The sequence below is a fragment of the Tenacibaculum sp. AWR4_210 genome (assembly GCF_056160945.1).
Map to the genome: position 1 here is coordinate 271,094 of NZ_JBSWYF010000004.1, position 24,087 is coordinate 295,180.

Below are 24,087 nucleotides of genomic sequence, written 5' to 3' on the forward strand. Positions count from 1 at the left end.
GGTTATTTTTTAGTCTTTTTCTTCGATTTAAAATGCATCATTCGATTTTTAGGTTTTTTAGGAAGGCTGTCTTTTTTAGCTTCCTTTTTCTTTTTTTTCTTTAAACCTAATTTTTGTCCTAACTCCTTTAAGTTATTAAAATTTACTTGATATGACAAACCGACTCCTTGCGTATAGCCTTCGTCCTCTGCTGAATACTGTACGTCATTTTGCCTGTTAAATACAGTGCCTCTAAAATTTCCTTCCTCATTTAGTAGCACCTCAACCTTAACCTCTCCCACCACACTGGTTTGAGTGTTAGCTCCAACGGGAACTCCTACTTTTCCGTTGACCAGTACGCGATCACTGAGTTGTGTACTCACCGAAACATCTACCTGATCATCACTATTTACATTGTTAACGTCTCCTCGATTTCCCTGCGTATACCCAACTCCAAACTTCACCTTACTTCCATCACTGTTCAGCATGTCTGATAAAATACTCGTCGCAATTTCAGAGGCGGTTCCGGTAAGTCCGTTGGTGGCACTAGTTCCGATAGCCTCTTCGTTATAAAAAGTTCCGAATGCCAATAAAAACGAGAAATGCTGCATTTTGGTATTCAAATCGTTCTCATTGAGTAAAAATTCCAACTCGGAACTCACTGTAGAATTCGCGTTGGGAATTTTAATATCAAATTCCTGTTTAGAACTAAACAAGCCTCCCGTAATTTTGGTGTACAAATCAATCGGGATTTTTCTACTCGAATTAATATTGTCTAATACCTGTGCTGGATTTGCTTTGGTTCGATACACGGCTGTAATATCCAACTCAGCATCAAAAGGACTTCCCGTCCAAGAAATTGTTCCTCCCTTTTGCACCACAAAAGGCTTGGTAATTCCGGCGTATTTAAAGTTATACAACCCTTTTTCTACCTTAAAGTCTCCGAACATATTAAACTTTCCTCGGGTATTGATATCTATCTGGAGGGTTCCTTGTCCACTTCCTTTCAATTCACTTCCCGATACTTTATCGATTACTACCTGTGCTTCCGCATCTTTGGTCACGTCGAGACGCATTTTTAAATCGAGTCCTTTAATATCTTCGATGAGTTTTTCCTTTTCTACCGTTTCTGTAGCGCGCTTTTCAAAATGAATCAACTTGTAATTGTCTATCATTTTAACATCACTCAGCGGAATTACAAACTTAGTATTCGGTTGGGTACTTCCTTCCACAACGATATCTAAGTTACTCGTTACCCCAGTAATTTCGGCTGTTCCCTTTAAAAATGCCGTTCCGTAATAGGGTATTTCATCAGACTCCTTCGTGTCTAAAACCAGTAAGTTATCGGTTGTTAAATCTAAATCCATAAACCACAGGTCGAAATTACGATGCGCGATATACCCCGATAAATTTCCGACGGTATTGTGTTTGGTATCTTCCAAAATTACATCCGACAAAATAAACTGCTGTCCTTCGAGTACTATTTCAGAATTTCCTTTTAAATCGAAATCAACATTTAAGTACGGAAACGCTAAACCGGCTTCTTCCAGTACCAATTTCCCGTCAAACTCCGGATTTCGGATATAGCCTTTTGAGGTAAAATCACCCGACACTCTCCCCCGAAGTTTTGAAAGCACTTCTTGTCCTAGCGGACTAAATGCTGCAATCTCATAGTCTCGCAGTGCTACCGACAAGTCCATCGTTGGACGTTTTTGGCTGAAGTCGAGTGTTCCCTGCGCAGTAATACTTTTGGCGTTCTCGTTTTCTAAACTCATGTAGGCGCTGTACTTCTCAAAGGAGTTTTCTCCTTTTATTTGCAAAGACAGGTTTCCTTGTTCAAAATCATTAATACTGAAGTCTTGAATGCGCATTTCTGCCTTCGGATCTAGTATTCCTTCTTTTTGCTTTAAGGCAAACAAACCATCTACCTTTCCTCTCAATCGCAGGCTGTCAATACTGGGTAAGAAACTCTGTAATTTTACGGATCGGAAACTCGCTTGGATATCTTTGTAATCCTCTCCTTTGATGTCTCCGCGGAAGCCTATGTGTTGTTCCCCAGAAATTAACTCGACAGGAGCTACGCTAAAATCCTTTTTTTGCAAGTCAAAGGTCACCTTACTCTCTTTGTCGTTATTAGGATTCACCACCCAGTCAAACCCCTGGTAGTTGAGTGTTGATTTTTGTACTCCTACCACCCATTTCTGATCGGGGTTAATGGTAAAGTAAAAGTCAAAATTAAATTTTTGATCAAAATTCTTCCCCCCATTAAACAGCGATTTAAAAAACAACGTGTCCTTCTCAGTCCTGTTCAACAAGTTGAGCTTTTCAATATCGTAGTATTTACTATCTATCTTCCCGGCGGTTAAGTGAGTATTGTACAGTGCATTTTTGTTGTCTAATCGGAGAACTACTGTTTCCAGGAGATTGCCATAGGCGTTGATAACCGGCGTTGAAAAAGTCAACTTTACCGAATTTCTATCCGAATTAATACGTCCTTTCAATCTCGTATTTTTCCCTATGGACATCTGCGGTAAAAACACATCGATGATCTGGTTGTAAATAGTAAAGTCAAAATCTAAAAACTGGTTGGGAGTTACCTTAAAGGGCTCGTAGTTTGTATACACACTTCCCAGAGCATTTTGCGTCACAGACCACAACTCATTAAATAAAAACTTCCCTTCCAATTTCCCTCGTACAATATCTTCCGAGTTGACTTCAATGGTTTTGATACTGTCTTTGACAATAGAACTAATGTCGAATTTCTTAAATCGATAAGCCTGCTTTTGGTTGGTATATACAAAATCTTTAAAGGACGCCTTTCCTATAATATCATCGAACGTATTTCCAGAAATATTCAGTCCTACCTTTCCTTTTAACCTCGCAATACTATCGCGGGTAAAGAGGTTAGTCGCTTTCAAATTTACATGGGCGATATCGGCCTCAAAATCGAACTTATTAATCGCCGAAGAGAAATCTGCTAATCCTTCAAAAGTCATTTTGAAATTCTCATCATCCGCACTCAAAAACCCGTCGAACTTTTTGTTTTGAAATTGTCCGTTTACACTGAGGTCTTTGTATTCATAGTCGTTAAATTCCAGGTTGGTTATTTTCCCGATAATGGTCGTATTGACATTCTCTACATTAAAGCCACTTCCGTTCACATCGGCAATCAAGGAAATTTTTCCTAAGAGCGGATCGTTGGCAAATACACCGATATCAAAATCTTTAAACTCCACTTCCCCCACGTATTCCGCTTCATCTATGTTCTCGATATTCGTAAGTTGCAGATCGGAGATGGTCGTTCCGATAGCCGATTCAACATTTAGGGTGGCTTCCATTTGCTCCGGAGTTACTTTTACCAATCCTACCATGGTAAAATTCCCCAAACGCTGAAACTCTGTAGGCAAGGTTTTTCCTAACAAATTGGGCAATACGCTTTTTAACTGAAAGTAATTTGCGGTAACATTGGCCAAATCAGCATCAAAAACAAACCCACGTTCGGTACGCAGGGCATTCACAAAGCCCATATCACCGATGATCTTCATTCCATTTTTTGAATGTAATCGAACCTTGGTAGCACTAAAATTATTTAAAACACCTTGAATTTTACCGGTAAAATGCAACATATCATCTCCGCTGAGTTCGCGGTATAACTTGCTCAAATCTTTTACCGACATACTGCTTTTGTCAAACGTCGCTTTGATTTGCACCTTATCGTTAAAATCAACAAAGTCTTTTCGGTTATAGCTCAGTTTGACATTGGCCGCCAATTTGGAATTGTTGTCCGTGCGCAATACCAGGTTATTAAACAGCATCTTCGTTTTGGTATAACTAAAATCGGTACTCAAATCAGTAACCACCACTCCTCGGTTGTCTGTAAAGCCCATGTTTCGTATGTCTGCATTCACATCGGGCCCCACAACGGCGAAGTTATTTAACGATGCCGAGAGCTTCGACGCTCCAAACTGAAGATCTTCGCTGCGATTTTCATCGCGTAATCGAAAATCCATATCGGCTAAATTAATCTGTTCACAACGCAATATAAAAGGAGTCGCAGTGCTGTCTTTAGGCTTATTATCATCAAAACTTTCGATAAATACCGACAGGTTATCATTGGATTCCCCTTTGTAGGTTTTCATATGAAAATGAATTCCGCTCAACGAAGCTTCTCCCAAGTCCACTTTATTCTCCAACACCTTTTTGGCGTTTAACAAAGAGGTCTTTAAGTTTTTCACAAAAATTAAGGTGTCTTGATGGTGATCTCGGATTTCAATTCCTTTCAATTGTACGGTTCCCAACCAAGAAAGGTCAAGTCGCTTTACAACGATATTGGTTCCAAAAGCTTCATTCACGTAATCTGTTGCCTTTTTGGCCAACCTACTTTGTACTGGCGGTAAGGACAGTACTACAATGAGCAACAACAAAAAAAGCACTACGTACTTAACGATCCTCCCCAATATTTTCTTTGCTCTCTTGATACCCGCGAATTTTGATAGTAATAATTTAACAAAAGTAACTAGCTAATACCAAAAATCTTGCCCAAAATGTAAAGAAAATTCGATTTTAACGATTTTCTAACTCATTATGAATATTTTTGCAGGATAAATCTCTTGAAATTGGATAAAAAGAACGTTTATATATTAGGAATAGAGAGCTCTTGTGACGATACAAGTGCCGCAGTTTTACACGATGGAAAAGTATTGAGCAATATCGTAGCCAACCAAGAAGTGCACGCCAAATACGGTGGTGTTGTTCCTGAATTGGCCTCTCGAGCCCATCAGCAAAACATCGTCCCTGTAGTACAGCAAGCAATTGCCCAAGCGGGTATTGAAAAATCAGATTTAAGTGCCATTGCCTTTACCAGAGGCCCTGGACTTATGGGATCTTTATTAGTCGGAACTTCCTTTGCCAAATCACTGGCTTTAGGACTTGACATTCCGCTGCTTGACGTCAATCATATGCAGGCACATATATTGGCCCATTTTATCAAGGAAGAAGGATGTAAAATTCCTCCTTTCCCTTTTATCTGTCTTACCATTAGTGGTGGACATACCCAAATAGTAAAAATAACAGACCATTTCGAAATGGAAATCTTAGGTGAAACCATCGACGATGCCGTTGGAGAAGCCTTTGATAAATCAGCAAAAATATTAGGACTCCCCTATCCTGGAGGTCCTTTGGTCGACAAGTACGCCCAACAAGGGAACCCCAAAGCCTATAGCTTTAGTAAACCACGTGTGGGAGATTTGGATTTTAGCTTCAGTGGACTCAAAACAGCTATTTTGTATTTTATCCAACGAGAAACCAAAGCCAATCCAAATTTTATCGAAGAAAACCTCTACGATATCTGTGCCTCAATACAACATACGATTATTGAAATTTTAATGGACAAAATTAAAAATGCAGTAAAAACTACAGGTATCAAACACATTGCTATTGCAGGAGGTGTTTCGGCAAATTCCGAAATAAGAAAGCGTTTAGAGCTCGCAGAAAAACACTGGGGATGGAACACTTATATTCCAAAATTCCAATACACCACAGACAACGCGGCAATGATTGCCATCACTGGATATTTAAAATACCTAAACAACGATTATTCGGATGCGAGCATCACTGCTCAAGCACGTTTAAAAGTTACTGAATAATTCATGAACACATTAAAAACCAGAGCCGAGCTCGCCTTGTTTTATTTTCTATGGTGGCTCGGATATTTTGCCTTTTCTCGCTTTTTATTTCTGATCTTTTACATGGAAAAAACTCGAGAAGTTGGTCTACTTACAAGTATCAAGACTTTCGTTTACGGAATCCAATTAGATCTTTCTTTTACAGGATACCTGTCCTTGATTCCTTTTCTCATCCTCATGCTAACGGTTCCGTTCAGAGCAACGGCAACTCGTTTTTTACTGAAAGCCTACAGTTACCCTATCATCGCCTTGACGAGTTTACTCATCATAATTGACACTGTACTGTATAAATCATGGGGAGTTCGAATCGACAGTACCTTATTTAACTATATCAGCACGCCAAAAATCATGCTCGCCTCGGTATCGGGAACCTTGCTCGTTGTGGGTATTTTTATATGGCTCAGTTTTACTGCAATCAGTTGTTATACCCTTAACAAAACACTTCAAAAACCACTATCGCAGTTAGCCCCTGGAAAACTCTGGGAGCTCCCAGTATTTTTAGTTGTGATTGCCTTGTTAATCCTTCCTATTCGCGGCGGTTTTCAAACAGTTCCCATCAATCAAAGTAATGTGTATTTTTCCAATAATATGTTTGCCAATCACGCCGCCATAAATTGCATTTGGAATTTAGGAAATACGCTGACACACAAAACAGAAGACCACAATCCATACACGCATTTTGACACCAAAATTGCGCAAGAGATTATCGAAAAACGTCGAACTCCTTTGTTACAAAGTACCGACAGTGTGCTGTCAGGTAACAAGCCTAATGTATTGTTGATTATCTGGGAAAGCCTATCTGCCAAAGCAGTAGGGTCGCTAAACGGTACCGAAGGAGTGACAGAGCACCTCGATCAGCTGGGTAAAGAAGGCATCTTGTTTTCTAATTTTTACGGAAATGGTGACCGTACCGACAAAGGACTTCCTGCCATCTTGAGTGGCTATTATCCGCAACCTACTCAGAGCATCATCAAAACTCCTCATAAAACAAGGTCCTTACCTATGCTCACTGCCGAAATGAAGAAACTCGGGTATACAACCAGCTTTTACTACGGAGGTGATACGAACTTTGGGAATATGAACACCTATTTACGAAATGGTCAAATCGATCAAATCGTCGAAGGAAACGAGTTTGACCGTGCAGATTGGAACTCTAAATGGGGGGCTCACGATCACATCATGCTCGAACGTTGTATGCGTGACTTAAAAGAAAAACAATCAGCACCATTTTTCACCATTGCTTTAACATTAACTAGCCATGAACCCTACGAATTCCCAGGTGAATACAAATTTGGGAAACGCACAGAAACGGACCTGTACAAAAGCGCACAAGCCTACACCGATGCAGCTATCGGTGCCTTTATAGCGGAAGCAAAACAGCAAACTTGGTGGGACAACACCCTAGTGATCATCGTAGCAGACCACGGACATCCATTACCTAAACACGAGGGGTATTTCAATGCTCCAAAGAAGTTTCAAATCCCAATGGTATGGTTGGGAGGTGCTTTAAAGCAAAAAGGAGTGGTCAATACCACTGTGGGCTCGCAAATCGATATTCCTTATACCTTACTCGACCTGCTCAAAGGTGATAAAGACGCTTTTTCGTTTGGATCAAACTTGTTTAATCACAACGAGCAACACTACGCTCATTACATTTTTAACAAAGGATTTGGTACCGTGAGTAAGTCAGGAGTATATGTTTACGATTACGTAAGCAATAAGCCCGCCCTTACCCAAGGAACGACCGACGATTTAGAAAAACTAGGAAAAGCCATTTCTCAAGAGGCCTATCAGGATTATCTCGATAAATAAGAAACTATGAATCCTTGTATTCGTTTATTCTCCAAAATTACCCGTTTAACACCAGAGGCTATTGAGGCCCTAACCAAAGTTGGTTATGAAAAGTATTCGGTAAAAAAGGGTGCCCCCCTCATTCGGGTACATCAGGTCTGCCAAGAGTTATTTTTTATTGAAGAAGGCCTGGTAAAGTTGCGTTTTTTTAAGGATGATAAAGAGTTTATCATGCGTTTCTTTAAGGAAGGAGAGGCGGTTACCGACTTGGCTAGCTTTTACGGAAACACCAGTGACAAATACGAAATCATAGCCCTCGCTACTACAAAAGCTTTCGCTATTCCATTACAGGCATTAGAACAATTGTGTACACAGCATCCGTCCATAAATACCGCTTATCGCAAATTTATGCTAATGGCTAACCTCAACATGATCCAACGTATTTCAGAAATGCTCGAACAGGATGCGAGTATTCGTTATAAAAATTTCTCTCAACAAAACGCCGAACTCCTACAACGTATAAACTTAGGAGATGTGGCTAGCTATCTCGGTATCACCCAAGTTTCTTTGAGTAGAATTCGAGCTAAATAAGTGTTTTTATCATTTGTTAAAGGATTCAAGTCGTCAAAAGATGAATTTTGACACTAAACTTTAACACATATGAAACAAGCAAAGCTCACCATCGTCCATGAACACCTTCGTTATCCCAAAGTAAGCCTATGTGCCACTAGCTCGGCGAAATTCATCCATATTGCTGCTGAAATCGATCGTAGTAGCACTCCTTTTTATTGGCGAACATCTTCGAAAAAAAAGGCTGCCATTGGTTTGAGTACAGAGGCTCTTCAAAAACTTCAGGCACAGCACCCAGCTATGAAATTCTCTCTATTCAAAGCAAAATTAAGGCCTCCAGGTAGAGGGCGATATATTCGAGAACACTACGCCGAACATCAGTTTGCTGCTTACGACTTCGTCATTTTTATCAGCGTCGATTCCGAAAACTCTCGACAAACTCTTATGAGTTCCCCAACTTTTCAACAGCTCGTACAAAAACTCAATCAGCTCGCTCGTAAAACTACGATAACACAGGCTTCCAACATTCGTCAAATTGGACCTGTTCCTCCCCTTGCAGGCCACACTTTTCTCTTCAACTATTTCAGCGCAGAAAACACAGCTCAAAACCTAGGTATCTGGGAATATACCGCCTCTTGGTTTGAGAAGGAAACCCAACTCAAAAACTCTGTGCTACTCTTACCTGATAGTTCGAGTTCTTACAGTATCATCAACCATTGTTCCTGGCCGAGCATTTGGGACATCCTCCCTAAATTACTATTTAAATCGTCCTTTCGTTCGTATGTATTGGACAACTTTTATGCAAATAATGTGGGAGCACAACCCATACTCTACCGTTTAATTTCTACCCAAAAGCATTGATTATCAAGTATTTTTTAATTACCTTTAAGGGACTAGTCAGTCAAACAGAAGGCTAAAGAAAACAACTAATTAATTTATTAACTTACTTACGCGATGTCTAATCTATCAAACCTCCGTCCCCCGAAGTACAGTGATAGGATACAGTTACCTGTCCACTTCGACGTCGAAAAGATGCTTCAAGAATTCGAAGCTTTAAAGAAAAATCACTTAACGAGTTATGAGTATTACGATGTAATACCACTGAGAGCACCTGCTCATATGGTAAATCCCAGTCTACCTTTTCCACCTCCGGCAAATGATTATGCCGATGGTTCTTGGACCGACTGGCTCGATACGGAAGCCTTAAAAAACTCAGCGTATCTTACAGAAATCATCGATTATTTTAAAACCCATACCACGGTCACTTTGGTTCGTTTACTTCGACTTGCTCCTGGAGCTATTGTCAAAGAACACACAGACCCAACACTGGCTTTGGAAGTTCCTAAATCGGTTATTCGAATTACCATTCCCATATTGAAAAATAACCAGGTTACCTTTTACCTCAACAATAGTATTGTGACTATGCAACCTGGAGAATGTTGGTACCTCAAACTCGATGACCCGCACAAAGTGGATAATTTAGGAACCACAGAGCGCGTAAATTTGACCATCGATCTAATACCCAACAAATGGTTGCGAACGCAACTCAATCTAGAAGAATCAGAAAATGCGGTTAAAGAACGTCAGTTTGAAGCCTAAAAAAAATCCCCAAAGCTCTTGCCTTGGGGATTTTTTTAGACCGTATTTCTAACTTACTTCTTCGTTTTAATACTACAACCAATCGCTTTTGTATAGGTTGTTTTTGGCACAGATCCTCGGAGTAATGCATGTACTGCTTCATCGACATAACGCGTTGTAACAGCTTCTGGATTTCGAGAACTATCATCAATAGCTCCGATATAAGAAACCACGACAGCCCCTTCCTTTTTGGTTAAGATATAAACATGCGGTGTTCTCGTAGCTCCAAACTGAGGGTATACTTCCTGCTTTTCATCAAACAAATACGGAAACGTAAACTTCTTTTCCGCTGCACGTACCTTCATTTCTGCAAATCCATCACCAGGTGAAACCGCAGGATCATTTGGGTTGATGGCGATTACGGGATATCCTTTTCCTTTAAACTTTCTGTCCAATGCGAGAATTCTATCTTCATTTGCTACCGAATACGGGCACATATTACAGGTAAATACGACAATGAATCCCTTAGCGTTCGGAAAATCGGCCATCGATACCATTTTTCCATCCGTATTTTTCAACGAAAAATCACTTACTACATCACCTACCTTATACCCAGTATCTACTTTTACTGCAAAGGCCAAACAAGTTACAAGGGCGACTACAACTCCTATTGATTTTAAAATTTTCATGATTGCTTTATTTTAAAAAATTAATTAATTCGTTTTCTAAGGCACCTTTTTTAAAGGTTTGCTCATAAAACTTTCTCTTTTTCGCATCGTAAATGAGCGTAGCGGGAATTGACCCAGTCCAATTAGGATCTACCTTCGGTATCCATTGCTGTTCTTTCGGATCGTCTAAGTGAATTACTTCTGACTGCAATTGGTGCTTTTTAATAAACTCCAAGAGGGCCGTATCTCGGTGTTTTGGAAAATCTAAACTCACCAATATCACTGCTACCTTTTTCTTTTTATAGCGTTTTGAAATTGACTCAAACAAGGGAAGTTCCTCTACACAGGGCTTACACCAAGTTGCCCAAAAATTTACGATATAGGTGCTGTCACTTTGAGTGGTCAGGTGAGGTTTTAAGCCTTCAAAATCGACACTAGAAAGCGCTGTTACCTCTGCGTATTTATTAGACTGTCCGTAACTGATCGTCGTTAGGAAACCTATCAAAATTAGAAATTTATTCATACTAGTTTATTGCTTCTCTAAAAATAATGAAAAATTTTAGTGGATACAATTAAAAAGCCTTGGCAAGAATACCAAGGCTTTTAGGGTGCTGACTACTCTTTGCTTAGTCAAAAATATCATTTAATAGCTTTGCCAAACGCAAACCTCCTTTTTGTAATTGTTGACGCACTATTGGAAAGTACACATACGAATAGCGATACCCGAGCTTCTCTCCTACTTTCGCCGATTTGTACACTTTCTTCGTTAAGCTATGCGTATCATTCACCCAATCCAAAACAGAACCTGCTTGCAATGCTTTAATTTGGTGCTTGCTTAAATGCTTGGCATTATCTGCGAGCTCTACATAACTCATATCCCATTTTTTTATCAGATTTTCATCCCATACTCTGTGTAAATTGGAACCGCGTCCATGCCACTGCACTTGGATGGTGTTTCCTCCTTTGTCTTCTTTCTGACCTATGTGCATAGGTTGATGTAAATCACCGATAAGGTGCACCAACATTTTTAAATAAAAGCGCTTGTCATCCACCGATGCATTCTTGTCTTTTAAAACTTTGATACAGTGTTGAATTCCGGTTACTAAATCGCCTTTCGGATTTTTAGCTGCTGTTTCATAATTCCCATCCAAAGGCATATTCACATAGTGCCACGGATAAAATTTTCTGTAATTCTTATCCGACTTAATCTCATCTGCATAGGTAGACACAAAGGCCAAACTCTCTCCTTCAAGTAATTCGTCAATCGCTCTTTTTGCTTTTTTAGTCAAATGCTTTTCCGCAATTTTACCCGTAGCTCGATGTCCTGTTGGACCCCAAACATCATCCGTAGCAAAAGCTCCGAGTACCCAAATAAAACTGAGGGTTATCGTTATAATACGTTTCATCATTTTTGAATATTTTTTGCTAAGGTACATAATAGCTAAAAACAACATTTGGATTTATATAACTTTTTTTCATATATTTATGATATCAAAATAATATCAAATTAATTAATATGGAATCAGAAAAAATTATCAAACCAGCCAACGGATATCTCATACTACTCGTTGTTTTTACTTTAATCATCGGTGGAATTGCATTTGCCATTCGCGAAGAAAACCCAGCATACATAGTATTCATTGTACTAGGATTGTTTTTTTCTACCGGATTTATTCTTGTCAACCCAAATTCTTCTAAAGTAATTTTACTTTTCGGAAAATACATCGGTACCGTAAAACAAAACGGACTGTTTTGGGCAAATCCATTTTATACCAAAAAGAAGATCTCACTTAGAGCGAGTAATTTTGACAGTGAGCGTTTAAAAGTAAATGACAAACTCGGTAATCCGGTTATGATCAGTACCATTCTTGTTTGGAAGGTTACCGAAACCTACAGAGCCGCTTTTGATGTGGACAATTACGAAAATTTCGTACGAGTACAAACGGATGCTGCCGTTCGTAAATTGGCAAGTATGTATCCTTATGACAACTTTGCTGATGAAGGCCACGAAGAAGAAATTACCTTGAGATCGAGTTTAAACGAAGTAAGTGATGCACTTGAAAAAGAATTGGAAGAGCGTTTAGCCATTGCAGGAATTGAAGTTCTTGAAGCTCGAATAGGATATCTTGCCTATGCACAGGAAATTGCCAGTGCCATGCTAAAACGCCAACAAGCAACCGCTATCGTTGCCGCCCGTCATAAAATTGTAGAAGGAGCTGTAAGCATGGTAGAAATGGCCTTAGACGAACTCAATAAAAAAGATATTGTAGAACTTGACGAAGAACGCAAAGCAGCCATGGTAAGTAATTTAATGGTTATATTGTGTGGTGACAGAGAAGCCACTCCTGTAGTGAACACCGGAACGTTAAATCAATAAATAATCACATACTATGAAAGAATACAAAGTAATCAATTATAAAGTAGGATTGACCAAAAACAACCAACGCTTAGAAGAAGCCTTAAACACCTATGCAAAACAAGGATGGCGAGTATTGCATGTAGCAGAACAATCTGCGCGAATTATTTTTGAACGCGATAAAAACAGATAGTCATGAAGGTTTTTAAGGAGGTACAGCGATTTACACAACCTTGGTTGCTGATCCTACTCGGTATTAGCACCCTTGTTCCCAGTGTTATTCTGTTCCAAGCGTACTTTAACGAAGAAGTTTCACTTTTTCGTTTACTAGGACTACTGGCTTTACTAGTCCTTGCTACGGGAAGCATTTTTTTATTCAAACTGAGCACACGCATAGACGAGCTCGGCATACATTATCAATTTTTTCCCTTACACCGAAAAAAGAGACTCATCGCTTGGTCAAGTATTGCAAGTGCCGAACTTCGTACCTATGACGCCATCGGTGAATACGGGGGATGGGGATTGAAGTCGGGAGCTCTTTGGAACACCAAAGGAGGGCTTGCCGTGAATGTTTCTGGTTCCCTTGGTATTCAGCTCGTACTGAATTCTGGTCAGAAAATCCTCATCGGTACGCAACAACAAGAAGCCGTTAAGCAAGTCTTAAAAAACTATATAAAAGATTCAAAAGAATGATTCGATTTATTCTATACATTAGTGCACTGATACTCCATTCAGTTAGTTTGTTTTCGCAAGTTCAACGCGAAGACATAACTCTCATGAACGGACCAATCACCTTGTCTGGAACGCTGAGTTTTACGGAAACAACGCAACCGCTAGTAATTTGGGTTCACGGGTCTGGAAATATCGATAGGAATGGAACGCAAAAAGGGCTTTTACCGCTCCGCTACATCCAAAAATGTAGAGATTCGTTAAACGCTCGAGGCCTTGCTTTTTTCAGCTATGACAAACGAACTGCGAACAGCGCTAACAAAGACCTGTTAAAAACAACCTTATTTGACGATCTGGTAACAGATTTACAAATTGTGGTTGACCACTTAAAAAAAGAGAAGCGTTTTTCTAAAATCGTGTTAATCGGTCACAGTCAAGGATCATTAGTTGCCATGCTTGGAGCTAAAAACAGTGATAAGATTATATCTTTGGCTGGACCAGCAAGTCCTATTCAAGAAATCATCGTGCAGCAAATCGCAAAAAATGCAGCCATATTAGCTCCTTTTGCGAAAAAACACTTTGAAGAACTTGAAAAAACAGGTACTATAAAGGAAATTAATCCGATGCTAATGAATATTTTTGCAAAACCAATGCACGCCTTTTTGCGTTCTTGGATGCACTATCATCCTACTAAAGTTGCTCGTACATTACAACAACCTTTATTGATTATTCAAGGAGAAAAAGATCTTCAGGTGGCTGTTCAAGATGCACAACTTTTAAAAGACGCGGTACCTAAGGCTACATTGGTGCTCATTAAGAACATGAATCACGTTCTTAAAACCATACAAAAAGACTCGGATAACATGACTTCCTATACGGATCCTTCGTTTCCCTTGTCTGTAACTTTAGTTAACGCCATCGTTAAATTTGTAAAACAACCCTAATGTCAAAGAAAAAAGCATTTGCATTACGCATACAAGAAGACATGTTAAAGTCCATTGAAAAATGGGCTGCAGATGAATTTAGATCTACCAATGGTCAAATTGAGTGGATGCTAATGAAGGTGCTAAAAGAAGCCAATAGAGCTCCTAAGAAAAAAGAGTAAGCAATTCCAAAACAACTATTTTTCAGACCTTCCTTTCCCGAGGAAGGTCTTTCTATTCCTTAACATTTTTTTAAGAAGTTTAATTAATATTTTTACCTGATTACAAACGTACTAATTAAACTTACACATGAAACAACAGTTATTATTTGTTTTATTTTTTACCACAATCCTAGGATTCAGTCAAGAGTTTTCTATGGATTTAGTAAAGAACATGAAACCGAGAAATATAGGTCCCGGTGGTATGAGCGGACGTGTTACTGCCATTGATGTAGTACAAAACAACCCTGATATCATGTATGTCGGAACGGCTTCCGGAGGAGTATGGAAATCTACTTCAGGAGGTATTAAATGGCAGCCTATTTTCGAAAAGGAAGTGACCGCTTCTATTGGAGCGGTAGCCATACAACAATCAAACCCCAGTGTTATTTGGGCGGGAACAGGTGAAGGAAATCCTAGAAATAGCCTCAACGGCGGTTATGGTATTTACAAATCACTCGATGCCGGAAAAACATGGAAAGCCATGGGCTTAGAAAAAACGCGTCACATTCACCGCATCCTCATCCACCCCAATAATCCGAACATCGTGTACGCGGCAGCTATAGGATCGCCGTGGGGAGTTCACAAAGAACGCGGCGTGTACAAAACCATCGACGGTGGAAAAACTTGGAAACAAATCTTATTTACCAATGAAAAATCAGGAGCTGCTGATTTAGTTATGGACCCTGCGAACCCCAATAAAATCATCGCAACTATGTGGGAGCACAAACGCGATCCGTGGTTCTTTAAATCTGGAGGTTCAGGAAGTGGAATGTACATCACCCATGATGGTGGAGATACTTGGAAGAAAATTACAGACAAAGAAGGTTTTCCTAAAGGAGAACTCGGAAGAATTGGCGTTGCCATAGCGCCTTCAAATCCAAACACCATCTACGCGCTAGTAGAAGCTAAAAAAAATGCACTGTATAAAAGTGTAGATGCCGGATTTACTTGGAAAAAAATAAACGATAAAAAAGGAATTGGAAATCGACCTTTTTATTATTCCGAAATTTATGTAGACCCACAAAATGAAAACCGATTGTATACCATTTTCACGTATGTAAATGTTTCTGATGATGGTGGAAAGAGTTTTAGACAACTGATGCCTGCCTATGGTGTGAGTAACGGTGTACATCCCGATCACCACGCTTGGTGGATTCACCCTAAAGACGGTTCTTTTATGATCGATGGTAATGATGGTGGACTCAATATCACACGTGATCACGGTAAAACGTGGCGATTTATTGGAAATTTACCCATTGCGCAATTTTACCATATTAATGTCGATAATGAATTCCCGTATAATGTATACGGTGGTATGCAAGACAACGGATCGTGGAGAGGCCCCGCCTATGTTTGGAAAGCTCAGGGGATACGTAACTCTTATTGGCAAGAAATTAGTTTTGGAGACGGCTTTGACGTAGTTCCTGATAAGGATGATTCACGTTATGGCTGGACCATGAGTCAACAAGGATTCGTTTCTCGCTACGACCATGTAACAGGTAACAATTACACAGTACGCCCTACACATCCAAATCCTGAAGTTCGCCTGCGCTTCAATTGGAATGCGGCCATCAATGGTGACCCTTTTGACAATGCTACCTTGTATTTCGGAAGTCAATACGTACACAAATCAAAAGATAAAGGACTTACTTGGGAAATTATATCACCCGATTTAACGACCAATAATCCAGCTAAACTAAAACAATCAGAAAGTGGTGGGTTGACTATGGATGCCACGGGGGCCGAAAACCACTGTACTATCCTAGTTATCGAACCTTCTCCCTTAGAAAAAGACATGCTTTGGGTTGCCACTGATGACGGTCAAGTACAGCTTACACAAGACGGTGGTACTACTTGGAAAAACGTTTCTAACACGATCAAAGGACTTCCGAAAAACAGTTGGATTACTCAAATCAAAGCTTCCAACAAAAACAAAGGTGAAGCGCTATTAGTAGCGAACGATTATCGACGCTTTAATTATACACCGTACGCATATAGAACTAAAAATTACGGAAAAACTTGGGAGCGTATCGTAGATGCCGAAGATGTAAAAAGCTATGCGCTGTGTATCATCGAGGATCCTGTAACTCCGAACCTCCTATTTTTAGGAACAGATGACGGATTATACGTCTCTATAAACTCTGGAAAAAACTGGACAAAATGGACCAATGGATTTCCTACCGTATCTGTAAAAGATTTAGTTATCCATCCTAGAGAACACGATTTGGTAATCGGGACTTTTGGACGTGCTGCTTGGGTACTCGACGATATTCGCCCCTTGAGAGCCATGGCTACAAAACCAAGCGTACTACAAGAGAAACTCACGGTATTTTCACCTCCAACGGCCTATTTAGCTGCGTATCAACAACCATCGGGAAGTAGGTTTGGCGCAGATGCCCTATTCAATGGTCAAAATAGAGGTCGTGGAGCAAAAATTTCGTATTTCCTTCACCCACCGAAAAAAGCTAAAAAAGAGCAATCAAAAGCGAAGAGTACTACTGAAAGTACTGATAAACCCATCGTTAAATTCGACTCTATTACCTTTGATATTTATAAAGGAACCACACTTATCAGAACGCTCAAACGCAAAGCTCCGAAGAAACACGGGGTGCATAAAATTACCTGGAATATGGATGAAAAGGGTGTTGCGCGTCCTTCACGAGTACTGCGTAACTCAAAAAGAGAACCAGGAGGTGTACGCGTATTACCAGGTGACTACCGCGTAAAAGCGACCTACGGTGATCAGGTATCAGAGACAACGATAACAGTAAGCTACGATCCTCGCTTGGAGATGTCAACCTCAGCCATGACTGAAAAGTACCAAACGGCAAAAAAGCTTGAAAGCTACCAAGAAACCATAGCTGCCGCTGTAAAACAATTAGTAACGTCGAAAAAAATAGCTCAAGGATACAAATCTAAATTGAGCAAGAAAGATAAAAAGCGCTACAAAACTACGATTGAAGCATCCGGAAAAATGATTAAAACCATCGATGCCTTACTCGATCAATATCTAGGCAAAAGAGACAAGCGACAGGGAATCACGAGAAACCCTGAGCCCAATGTATACCAGCGTCTTAACACGGCACGATGGTATGTTAACAGTCGTTTTGGTGCACAAACTTCCACAGAACAACGCCTAGTTACTCAAATTAGAGAGGCTCTGAATAAAGCACTAATAGAAACAAACAGCTTTTTTGATACCGAATGGAAGACCTATCAGACTGCTGCTGAAAAGATCCAAATATCTCCTTTTAAGGAAATTACGAATTTCTCGATAAAATAATTATTTTTACGTAAATGAAAACAAAATCTCCTGTTCACGCAGGAGATTTGTTTTAAAAGCTCTTTACATGAAAAAATTATTGATCGTATGCATCTTACTTAGTAGCTATCATTTCCCAACGCAAGCGCAGTCTAACCCCGAAAGTCAACTGGGAGCCTGGTATATGTATGGAGGATCCCACGAACTAGCTGCCTCATGGAAATTAAAATCACTCGCGCACTTCAGAATGTTTGAAGTTGCTGATGAATTACAACAATACCTCTTTAGAATAGGAGCAAATTACAAGATCAATAAGCACCTTAGCCTTACGGGAGGATATGCCTACCTTAATACGGACGCTAGCTATCGTCAGCGCGGTGGTACCGAAGACGAACATCGATTGTACGAAGATGTACTTGTACATCACGCCATTGCAAAGTTAAAATTAGCGCATCGTATTCGACTAGAACACCGATTTTTTGAACGTGATACACAGCATTGGATTCGCTATGAGCTAGGGTTCTCCTACCCTTTAAACAAGCGATGGGGTACCTATTTGTTTGATGAAGTATTCTTTAATTTCCAAGGAGAAACCTTTGCTCAAAACTGGTTGGGAGGCGGTTTTACTTACAAATTGAGTTCGACCACTAAATTCAAACTAGGGTTTATGAATATCGCTACCAATACTGCCAGTTTTAACCGACTGCAAATTGGGGTCGCCTTTAGCACACAGCGAAAATCAAAACGCCCTCAATAGTTTTCTTACATTTGCCAAAATTTTTTCCATATGAATATAACCGAAATTACTAATGATATTCCTTTTTTAGCAAAAGACACCACCATATTTGGAGTGTTATGCATGATTTTAGCAGGAATATTTTATACTTCTAAACACCCGTTATTCTCTAAATTTTACAAGGTTATTCCGGCTTTATTGCTGTGTTACTTTGTTCCTTCTATTTTCAGTTCTATAGGCATTATCGCTGATAAATGGATTGATGTTCAAGCCACTATTGCCCACCTCAGCAAGGTCTATGGCAATTTGGACGGCGTTCATAACCTAGAAGAACTCAAAAACTACATCAGCACGCATCAGATTGCCGCTGCAGAATACCAACAATTTACAGGTAAGAGCAGTATTTATTTTATAGCTTCTCGTTTCTTACTCCCTGCTTCTTTGGTATTGTTAACCTTAAGTATCGATTTAAAGGGAGTGTTCAAATTAGGGCCAAAAGCATTGATCATGTTCTTAACAGCAACGGTAGGTGTTATGATTGGAGGTCCAATCGCCATCGTATTTTTTAAATTCGTCGCCCCTGACATCTTAGTACAAGTAGAAGGTACTGATTTGTGGAAAGGCTTGTCAACAGTGGCAGGTAGTTGGATTGGTGGTAGTGCAAATCAACTCGCTATGAAAGAACAATGGGAAGTAAGCGACAGCTTGTTCAGTATTATGGCTGTTGTGGATGTTTTGGTAGCTGAAGTTTGGATGGCCTTTTTACTCTTAGGAGTTGCTAAATCGGATGCCTTAGACCGTTGGTTAAAAGCGGATAATTCATCCATTACCGAACTCAAAGACAAAATGGAAAAATACTCTCTTGAAACGGCTCGAATTCCTTCGTTTCACGACTTGATGATCTTATTAGGTATTCCTTTTGGGGTAACTACTTTAGGACACATAGTAGGAGACAATCTCGGTCCTTGGATTAAAACAAATTTACCTGGATTGGTCGATTTTGGTTTGGGGAGTTCTTTTTTCTGGTTAATTATCACCGCAACTACTATAGGTATTGTCCTATCTTTCACAAAAGTGAAATCGTATGAAGGTGCTGGTGCCTCAAAAATTGGAACCGTATTTATTTACATACTCGTTGCCGCGATTGGGATGAAAATGAACTTGAATGCAATTGTAGATAATATTAGCTTGTTCGCTATTGGTTTTGTTTGGATGATTATTCACGTCGGACTTTTATTCTTAGTAGCAAAACTTATCAAAGCTCCGTATTTCTTTTTAGCTGTAGGTTCGAAGGCGAATATCGGAGGAGCTGCTTCTGCTCCGGTGGTTGCGGGAGCTTTTCATCCATCATTGGCACCCGTAGGCGTACTCCTAGCTGTTTTCGGATATGCTTTAGGTACCTATGGTGCATTTTTCTGTGCAATTATGATGAAATGGATGAGTTAATGCAAATCTTTTAGCAAGATCCTAAAATAAATATAAAAATTCTGCATATTTGCAATCCTTAAATGAAACAACCAATTGCTTTAAGCAATTACTCTTAAGAAAACACACATGAAAAAAGTATTACTTACATTTTTAATAGCGATAGTAGCGCTCGCTTGTTCATCGAAAAAGCAGGGGAATATGATTGTAAAAGGTCAAATTAGAGGGCTTAAAAAAGGAACCTTATACCTCCAAAAAATGAAAGATACTGCTATTATTTCTGTTGACTCAGTTTCTTTACTTGGCAAGGACACTTTTACCTTAACTGATGATGTTACTTCACCAGTGATGTATTATTTAACCTTTACAGGAAATAAGGATAACAAGAAACTCTTGTTCTTTGGAGAACCAGGAGAAATTACTATTAATGACAATATTGAAGAATTCGGGTTTGCTCCAAAAATTTCGGGGTCTAAAAACCAAGAAGTAATGGATAAGTTTGCCAAAGTTGACAAGCGTTTTATCGATCAGCGATTAGATTTTGTTAAGAAAGACTTAGAGGCAAAGCAGGCAAAAGACGAGGCTTTAATTGCGCAACTTGAGCTGGATTATAAAAAGATGGTACGCAGACGTGTGCTTTTTGCTACCAATTTCGCAATTGCGAATGCAGATACTGAAGCATCGCCGTATATTGCCCTCACGCAACTTTACGATGCAAACATTAAACTTTTAGATACGATTAATAGTAGCTTATCTGACAAAGTAAAGAAATCAGATTACGGACTACGTCTTCAAAAGTTTGTCGATGAAATTAAGAGTAAGGAAAAACAATAGTTTCCAACAATAGTAAAAAGCTGCTTCTAAGCAGCTTTTTTTTTGCTCCATTCTCAGGCTTTCCTCTCCTAAGAATAGATTTAGCCAAAGTGATTTGTGTATCTTTAGCAAAAATTTACTCTATATGAAAAACAACCTTTTTTGGGTTTGTGCATTGTTTATTTACAGTGCTACTGCCCAAGTAAAAACCATTTCAAGAGATTGGACCTCATTTGTTCAATCTGTAACTATTTCAACTAAGACTCCCAAAAAATTCAAGTTGGTCGCAAAGGTAAAAGTAGTTCCTGACGACAACAGAGCTTGGGCTGGGCTATGGGCCAGGGTTGACACTAACAACAGTGAGCCTGGATTTTTTGACAATATGAATGATCGCCCTATAAAATCGACTACCTGGAAAGAGTACAGTGTTGAGGGCAAGCTAGACAAAAATGCGGCATCTTTACATTTCGGAGGCTTGTGTTTATACAATGGATCATTTTGGTTTGATGATTTTCACTTATACATCGAAGACGACCAAGGAAAGTTCAAGGAATTCCCAATTGACAATTACAATTTTGAAACGACTATTCGCAATCAGAAAATTAAGAGTTGGAACGAGTCTATCACTGCCGGAAAATCTGTTCGAGTAAAGGAATTTACTATTAGCTCGAGTACTGATGCTGCTGAAGGAAGTCGTTCTTTATTGATTCGCAGTTCTGGAATTGAGACTCCTGAATACGAGCGAGGAAAAATTGGTAAGGCGGATGCTAAAAATCCACAGATTGACAATATGATTTCGATGTTAGAAGATTTAAGGCTTCGTGTTTCAGGAGCTGTAAAGCATTTAGATTTAAGGGAAACGGATCACTTGCACGACGCCAAGGCCAATCGTATTGGAGCGTTGGTATTGCACTTAGCTGCTGCGGAGGTTTATTATCAGAAATACACTCTTGGGGAGGCTTACAAGGACGCTAAGATAGACAAGGAATTAAAAGCTGCGATGGACTTGGACGATGAAGGAAGAAAAGTACTCAAAGGCAAAGAAATTGGATACTACCTAGACATTTACAACAAAGTACGTAAGAGAACTATTGAAGCGCTTCGCAAAAAGGATGATCGTTGGTTTAAGCAGGTAAATCCTGGCAATGGCATTTCAAATCAATACGCATGGTTTCATGTAATGGAACATCAATCGAGTCATTTGGGTCAGATATTATTCTTAAAAAAGCGAATTCCTAAATTGGAACAGGAGGTAAAACTCAAAAAAAATATTAAAAGTTAATATAAAAAATAGCGTACTAGAGTACGCTATTTTTTTTATGAATAAACCAAAAATCTTCAAAAGAGAATCGTACATATTCTCAAGGGGATACAACAGGGGATAACCATTGAAGGAAACTAATGGTAAGTAAGGTAAAAGCGGAGTCCCCTGTTGTCCCTGTGAAGCAAACCATAATTATTACTCCGTAGATTATATGCAACGGATATTTCTTGTATTCAATTCTAAACTTTGTAATCATTCTATAAAAGAGATTGCTCATTAGAGAAATTAAAAAAGAGATTGCTGGTTGCAAATGGATTTGAATTGGAATAGAACAATTAACCAAATATCTAATATTCAAAAATTAACGAAAAAGGCACCCCTCCACTCCCAACAATCTCTTACTAACTAACTAGATTACAACATTCTTTTACTAATCATAATACATTTTGTTTCTACTAATATTTATTGCTTTACGATTATTTAATACAGTTTTTATTCATTTTATTTCGGTTCTTTTCATATGCCAAGTCCTAGCAAAAAGCTTTCAGACAGCCTGCCATTAGCAATAATCCCACAGTACTCAATGCTATCAACAGCTTATTCCCTAATCTCAGATACGACCAATTGGCTCCCACCTGCTCTCTTTCAACAATCCTCCCTCTTTTCGTTCTACTTATCCTCTCCCAACAACTAGTGCTAGTTTCTTGCTTTGCTATCTTTTGTTCCTCTAGCGCATAATGTATTGGTTCCTGTTTCATTTTCCTATAAATTCCTCCCTTCTTCTCCATTGTTTTCTCTACTTCCTTCTCTCCTCTCTTTCTTCTTCGCTGTATCTTATTTCTCCCTATTCTGAACTGTACCTCATTTTTCCTTTCTAGTTCTCGCAATCTACAAAGCACCCAATTCGCTTTCAATTTGTTAAAAAGCTCCTGATTTCCTTTAGATTTCCGTATCCAATGAATCACAACGCGTTCTTCTTTTCTTGTTACTTTTCGCTCCAAATACCTAATTAAACTCACTTCATCCATGACTCTTCGTTGTATATTCCCTTTATTAGAAGATTATCAGAACTTTTCTATTGCTACAATTGCTAATTCAACTTTTCTAACGGGCTCCTAGTACTAGTACCACCCCAACTAACCCAAAACAGTCAACCTTTACACTGCTCCTACTACAGTAAGGCTTCTTCATTCACCTCCTCACTCACTCACTTCGTCCACTATTTACTGGCCTGCGGGTTCTCTGTCATCGTCCCTTGCCACATATCGGAGGCGGCTATTCACTTCGATCGATCTAACGATAACTACCACTCAATTTTGATCTCATTCAATTTAGCTAACTTCCAATTTTGTCATCTTCCAATTTTGCCATCTTCCAATTTCGCCACCTTCCAATTTTGCCATCTTCCAATTTCGCCATCTTCCAATTTCACCACCTTCCAATTTTGCCACCTTCCAATTTCACCACCTTCCAATTTTGCCACCTTGAGTGTGTCTCCTACTATGTAGACGAAAGAAAAATGATTTCCCCCTATGGGGAAGTAAAAAAAATCACAAAAAATCTTTTAAATAAGCTCTCATGAGCTTGAGGGCTTTGGTCATTTGATTCTCAACAGTTTTAATAGAAATGTTACACTCTTGGGAAATTTCTCGATTCTTATACCCATGAAATCGACTTTTCACAAATACATTTCTGCACTTTTCAGGTAGGTTTGCGATGGCCTTTGCAATTTGCTCATTCAGCTCTTCTTCGATGATCATCATGCTAACGTCATCTTGAAGTGTAGCTACTTGCAGCTCGTTTTCCAGGCAACTAAAAGGATCGTCTAAATACAAATTATACTTTCGCTTTCTGAGATGATCCAAACAAGCATTTCGAGTCATGGTAAACAAAAGGCTGCTCAAGCTTTTCTTCACTACTAATGACTTCTTCTCATGCAGTTTCAAAAAAACGTCGTGAACAACTTCTTCGGCATCTTCTTTCTTTACATAGCTTTCGGCAAAGCACAACAATCGCGGATAATACAAATCGAACAGCATGCTAAAAGCTCGATTATCTTTGCGTTTTAATAATTGAAGTAATACAGTATCCCCCATAGATCTAGGTTTCTTGTGAACATCGAAATTGTGCATGACAAAGCCGTTGTTC

Annotated in this window: 22 protein-coding genes; 15 read left to right on the plus strand and 7 right to left on the minus strand. The window is 39.3% G+C overall.

Features of this window, described 5'->3' with window-relative positions; all coding sequences use genetic code 11:
- Positions 1–2: 2 nt before the first annotated feature.
- Complete coding sequence (locus tag ACXAG7_RS09160) at positions 3–4,436, minus strand: translocation/assembly module TamB domain-containing protein (protein ID WP_476666648.1); 4,434 nt, start codon at positions 4,434–4,436, stop codon at positions 3–5.
- Between the two features lie 159 nt (positions 4,437–4,595).
- On the opposite strand from ACXAG7_RS09160, the gene tsaD reads away from it, so the two are divergent.
- From tsaD to ACXAG7_RS09185, 5 genes are all read left to right on the plus strand, one after another.
- Positions 4,596–5,624: a tRNA (adenosine(37)-N6)-threonylcarbamoyltransferase complex transferase subunit TsaD gene (gene tsaD / locus ACXAG7_RS09165; protein WP_476666649.1), complete on the plus strand. Its 1,029-nt coding sequence runs from the start codon at positions 4,596–4,598 to the stop codon at positions 5,622–5,624.
- A gap of 3 nt (positions 5,625–5,627) precedes the next feature.
- Positions 5,628–7,475, plus strand: a complete 1,848-nt coding sequence (locus ACXAG7_RS09170; RefSeq protein ID WP_476666650.1) for an LTA synthase family protein — start codon at positions 5,628–5,630, stop codon at positions 7,473–7,475.
- A gap of 6 nt (positions 7,476–7,481) precedes the next feature.
- Entirely contained in the window at positions 7,482–8,045 is a 564-nt protein-coding gene (locus ACXAG7_RS09175; RefSeq protein ID WP_476666651.1) for a Crp/Fnr family transcriptional regulator, read from the plus strand.
- A gap of 69 nt (positions 8,046–8,114) precedes the next feature.
- Positions 8,115–8,885: a hypothetical protein gene (locus ACXAG7_RS09180; RefSeq protein ID WP_476666652.1), complete on the plus strand. Its 771-nt coding sequence runs from the start codon at positions 8,115–8,117 to the stop codon at positions 8,883–8,885.
- 93 nt (positions 8,886–8,978) lie between these two features.
- On the plus strand, positions 8,979–9,623 hold the full coding sequence (locus ACXAG7_RS09185; protein ID WP_408045001.1) for an aspartyl/asparaginyl beta-hydroxylase domain-containing protein: 645 nt from the start codon (positions 8,979–8,981) through the stop codon (positions 9,621–9,623).
- A gap of 53 nt (positions 9,624–9,676) precedes the next feature.
- Here ACXAG7_RS09185 and ACXAG7_RS09190 read toward each other — a convergent pair whose 3' ends face one another.
- From ACXAG7_RS09190 to ACXAG7_RS09200, 3 genes are all read right to left on the minus strand, one after another.
- Positions 9,677–10,291, minus strand: a complete 615-nt coding sequence (locus tag ACXAG7_RS09190; protein ID WP_476666653.1) for a thioredoxin family protein — start codon at positions 10,289–10,291, stop codon at positions 9,677–9,679.
- A gap of 7 nt (positions 10,292–10,298) precedes the next feature.
- Positions 10,299–10,793 carry a TlpA disulfide reductase family protein gene (locus ACXAG7_RS09195; RefSeq protein ID WP_408045003.1) on the minus strand — a complete coding sequence of 165 codons (495 nt, stop codon included), beginning with the start codon at positions 10,791–10,793 and terminating at the stop codon, positions 10,299–10,301.
- A gap of 103 nt (positions 10,794–10,896) precedes the next feature.
- Complete coding sequence (locus ACXAG7_RS09200) at positions 10,897–11,676, minus strand: S1/P1 nuclease (RefSeq protein ID WP_476666721.1); 780 nt, start codon at positions 11,674–11,676, stop codon at positions 10,897–10,899.
- Positions 11,677–11,786: 110 nt separating this feature from the next.
- Here ACXAG7_RS09200 and ACXAG7_RS09205 point away from each other — a divergent pair, with 110 nt between their 5' ends.
- From ACXAG7_RS09205 to ACXAG7_RS09250, 10 genes are all read left to right on the plus strand, one after another.
- Positions 11,787–12,647: an SPFH domain-containing protein gene (locus ACXAG7_RS09205; protein WP_408045004.1), complete on the plus strand. Its 861-nt coding sequence runs from the start codon at positions 11,787–11,789 to the stop codon at positions 12,645–12,647.
- A gap of 13 nt (positions 12,648–12,660) precedes the next feature.
- Complete coding sequence (locus ACXAG7_RS09210; RefSeq protein WP_408045005.1) at positions 12,661–12,819, plus strand: DUF4177 domain-containing protein; 159 nt, start codon at positions 12,661–12,663, stop codon at positions 12,817–12,819.
- Between the two features lie 2 nt (positions 12,820–12,821).
- Positions 12,822–13,319, plus strand: coding sequence for a hypothetical protein (locus tag ACXAG7_RS09215; protein WP_476666654.1), 498 nt, complete (start codon positions 12,822–12,824; stop codon positions 13,317–13,319).
- Entirely contained in the window at positions 13,316–14,239 is a 924-nt protein-coding gene (locus ACXAG7_RS09220; RefSeq protein ID WP_476666655.1) for an alpha/beta hydrolase, read from the plus strand. The genes ACXAG7_RS09215 and ACXAG7_RS09220 overlap by 4 nt, the downstream gene beginning before the upstream one ends.
- Positions 14,239–14,400, plus strand: a complete 162-nt coding sequence (locus tag ACXAG7_RS09225) for a type II toxin-antitoxin system antitoxin (RefSeq protein WP_408045008.1) — start codon at positions 14,239–14,241, stop codon at positions 14,398–14,400. The genes ACXAG7_RS09220 and ACXAG7_RS09225 overlap by 1 nt, the downstream gene beginning before the upstream one ends.
- 127 nt (positions 14,401–14,527) lie before the next feature.
- Complete coding sequence (locus ACXAG7_RS09230) at positions 14,528–17,722, plus strand: WD40/YVTN/BNR-like repeat-containing protein (RefSeq protein WP_476666656.1); 3,195 nt, start codon at positions 14,528–14,530, stop codon at positions 17,720–17,722.
- 67 nt (positions 17,723–17,789) lie between these two features.
- Positions 17,790–18,458, plus strand: a complete 669-nt coding sequence (locus ACXAG7_RS09235) for a DUF2490 domain-containing protein (RefSeq protein WP_476666657.1) — start codon at positions 17,790–17,792, stop codon at positions 18,456–18,458.
- Positions 18,459–18,488: 30 nt separating this feature from the next.
- Complete coding sequence (locus ACXAG7_RS09240; RefSeq protein ID WP_476666658.1) at positions 18,489–19,883, plus strand: DUF819 family protein; 1,395 nt, start codon at positions 18,489–18,491, stop codon at positions 19,881–19,883.
- 108 nt (positions 19,884–19,991) lie between these two features.
- Positions 19,992–20,696, plus strand: a complete 705-nt coding sequence (locus tag ACXAG7_RS09245) for a DUF4369 domain-containing protein (protein WP_408045012.1) — start codon at positions 19,992–19,994, stop codon at positions 20,694–20,696.
- A gap of 124 nt (positions 20,697–20,820) precedes the next feature.
- A complete protein-coding gene (locus tag ACXAG7_RS09250; RefSeq protein WP_476666659.1) occupies positions 20,821–21,957 on the plus strand; it encodes a mycothiol transferase in 1,137 nt (378 codons plus the stop codon).
- 512 nt (positions 21,958–22,469) lie between these two features.
- Here ACXAG7_RS09250 and ACXAG7_RS09255 read toward each other — a convergent pair.
- From ACXAG7_RS09255 to ACXAG7_RS09265, 3 genes are all read right to left on the minus strand, one after another.
- The gene (locus tag ACXAG7_RS09255) at positions 22,470–22,967 is read right to left on the minus strand and encodes a hypothetical protein (protein WP_476666660.1); all 498 of its coding nucleotides are present in this window, start codon (positions 22,965–22,967) and stop codon (positions 22,470–22,472) included.
- Positions 22,968–23,290: 323 nt separating this feature from the next.
- Entirely contained in the window at positions 23,291–23,422 is a 132-nt protein-coding gene (locus ACXAG7_RS09260) for a hypothetical protein (protein ID WP_476666661.1), read from the minus strand.
- Positions 23,423–23,489: 67 nt separating this feature from the next.
- Complete coding sequence (locus tag ACXAG7_RS09265) at positions 23,490–24,035, minus strand: RNA polymerase sigma-70 factor (protein ID WP_408045015.1); 546 nt, start codon at positions 24,033–24,035, stop codon at positions 23,490–23,492.
- Between the last annotated feature and the right edge of the window lie 52 nt (positions 24,036–24,087).

Excerpts from the sequence above, each read along its gene's own strand:
- ACXAG7_RS09205 (WP_408045004.1), top strand. The coding sequence starts at position 11,787 with ATGGAATCAGAAAAAATTATCAAACCAGCCAACGGATATCTCATACTA.
- ACXAG7_RS09220 (WP_476666655.1), top strand. The coding sequence starts at position 13,316 with ATGATTCGATTTATTCTATACATTAGTGCACTGATACTCCATTCAGTT.
- ACXAG7_RS09210 (WP_408045005.1), top strand. The coding sequence starts at position 12,661 with ATGAAAGAATACAAAGTAATCAATTATAAAGTAGGATTGACCAAAAAC.
- ACXAG7_RS09265 (WP_408045015.1), bottom strand. The coding sequence starts at position 24,035 with ATGGGGGATACTGTATTACTTCAATTATTAAAACGCAAAGATAATCGA.
- ACXAG7_RS09255 (WP_476666660.1), bottom strand. The coding sequence starts at position 22,967 with ATGGATGAAGTGAGTTTAATTAGGTATTTGGAGCGAAAAGTAACAAGA.
- ACXAG7_RS09185 (WP_408045001.1), top strand. The coding sequence starts at position 8,979 with ATGTCTAATCTATCAAACCTCCGTCCCCCGAAGTACAGTGATAGGATA.
- ACXAG7_RS09170 (WP_476666650.1), top strand. The coding sequence starts at position 5,628 with ATGAACACATTAAAAACCAGAGCCGAGCTCGCCTTGTTTTATTTTCTA.
- ACXAG7_RS09215 (WP_476666654.1), top strand. The coding sequence starts at position 12,822 with ATGAAGGTTTTTAAGGAGGTACAGCGATTTACACAACCTTGGTTGCTG.
- ACXAG7_RS09230 (WP_476666656.1), top strand. The coding sequence starts at position 14,528 with ATGAAACAACAGTTATTATTTGTTTTATTTTTTACCACAATCCTAGGA.
- ACXAG7_RS09245 (WP_408045012.1), top strand. The coding sequence starts at position 19,992 with ATGAAAAAAGTATTACTTACATTTTTAATAGCGATAGTAGCGCTCGCT.
- ACXAG7_RS09225 (WP_408045008.1), top strand. The coding sequence starts at position 14,239 with ATGTCAAAGAAAAAAGCATTTGCATTACGCATACAAGAAGACATGTTA.
- ACXAG7_RS09200 (WP_476666721.1), bottom strand. The coding sequence starts at position 11,676 with ATGAAACGTATTATAACGATAACCCTCAGTTTTATTTGGGTACTCGGA.
- ACXAG7_RS09240 (WP_476666658.1), top strand. The coding sequence starts at position 18,489 with ATGAATATAACCGAAATTACTAATGATATTCCTTTTTTAGCAAAAGAC.
- ACXAG7_RS09195 (WP_408045003.1), bottom strand. The coding sequence starts at position 10,793 with ATGAATAAATTTCTAATTTTGATAGGTTTCCTAACGACGATCAGTTAC.
- ACXAG7_RS09180 (WP_476666652.1), top strand. The coding sequence starts at position 8,115 with ATGAAACAAGCAAAGCTCACCATCGTCCATGAACACCTTCGTTATCCC.
- ACXAG7_RS09250 (WP_476666659.1), top strand. The coding sequence starts at position 20,821 with ATGAAAAACAACCTTTTTTGGGTTTGTGCATTGTTTATTTACAGTGCT.
- ACXAG7_RS09235 (WP_476666657.1), top strand. The coding sequence starts at position 17,790 with ATGAAAAAATTATTGATCGTATGCATCTTACTTAGTAGCTATCATTTC.
- ACXAG7_RS09175 (WP_476666651.1), top strand. The coding sequence starts at position 7,482 with ATGAATCCTTGTATTCGTTTATTCTCCAAAATTACCCGTTTAACACCA.
- ACXAG7_RS09190 (WP_476666653.1), bottom strand. The coding sequence starts at position 10,291 with ATGAAAATTTTAAAATCAATAGGAGTTGTAGTCGCCCTTGTAACTTGT.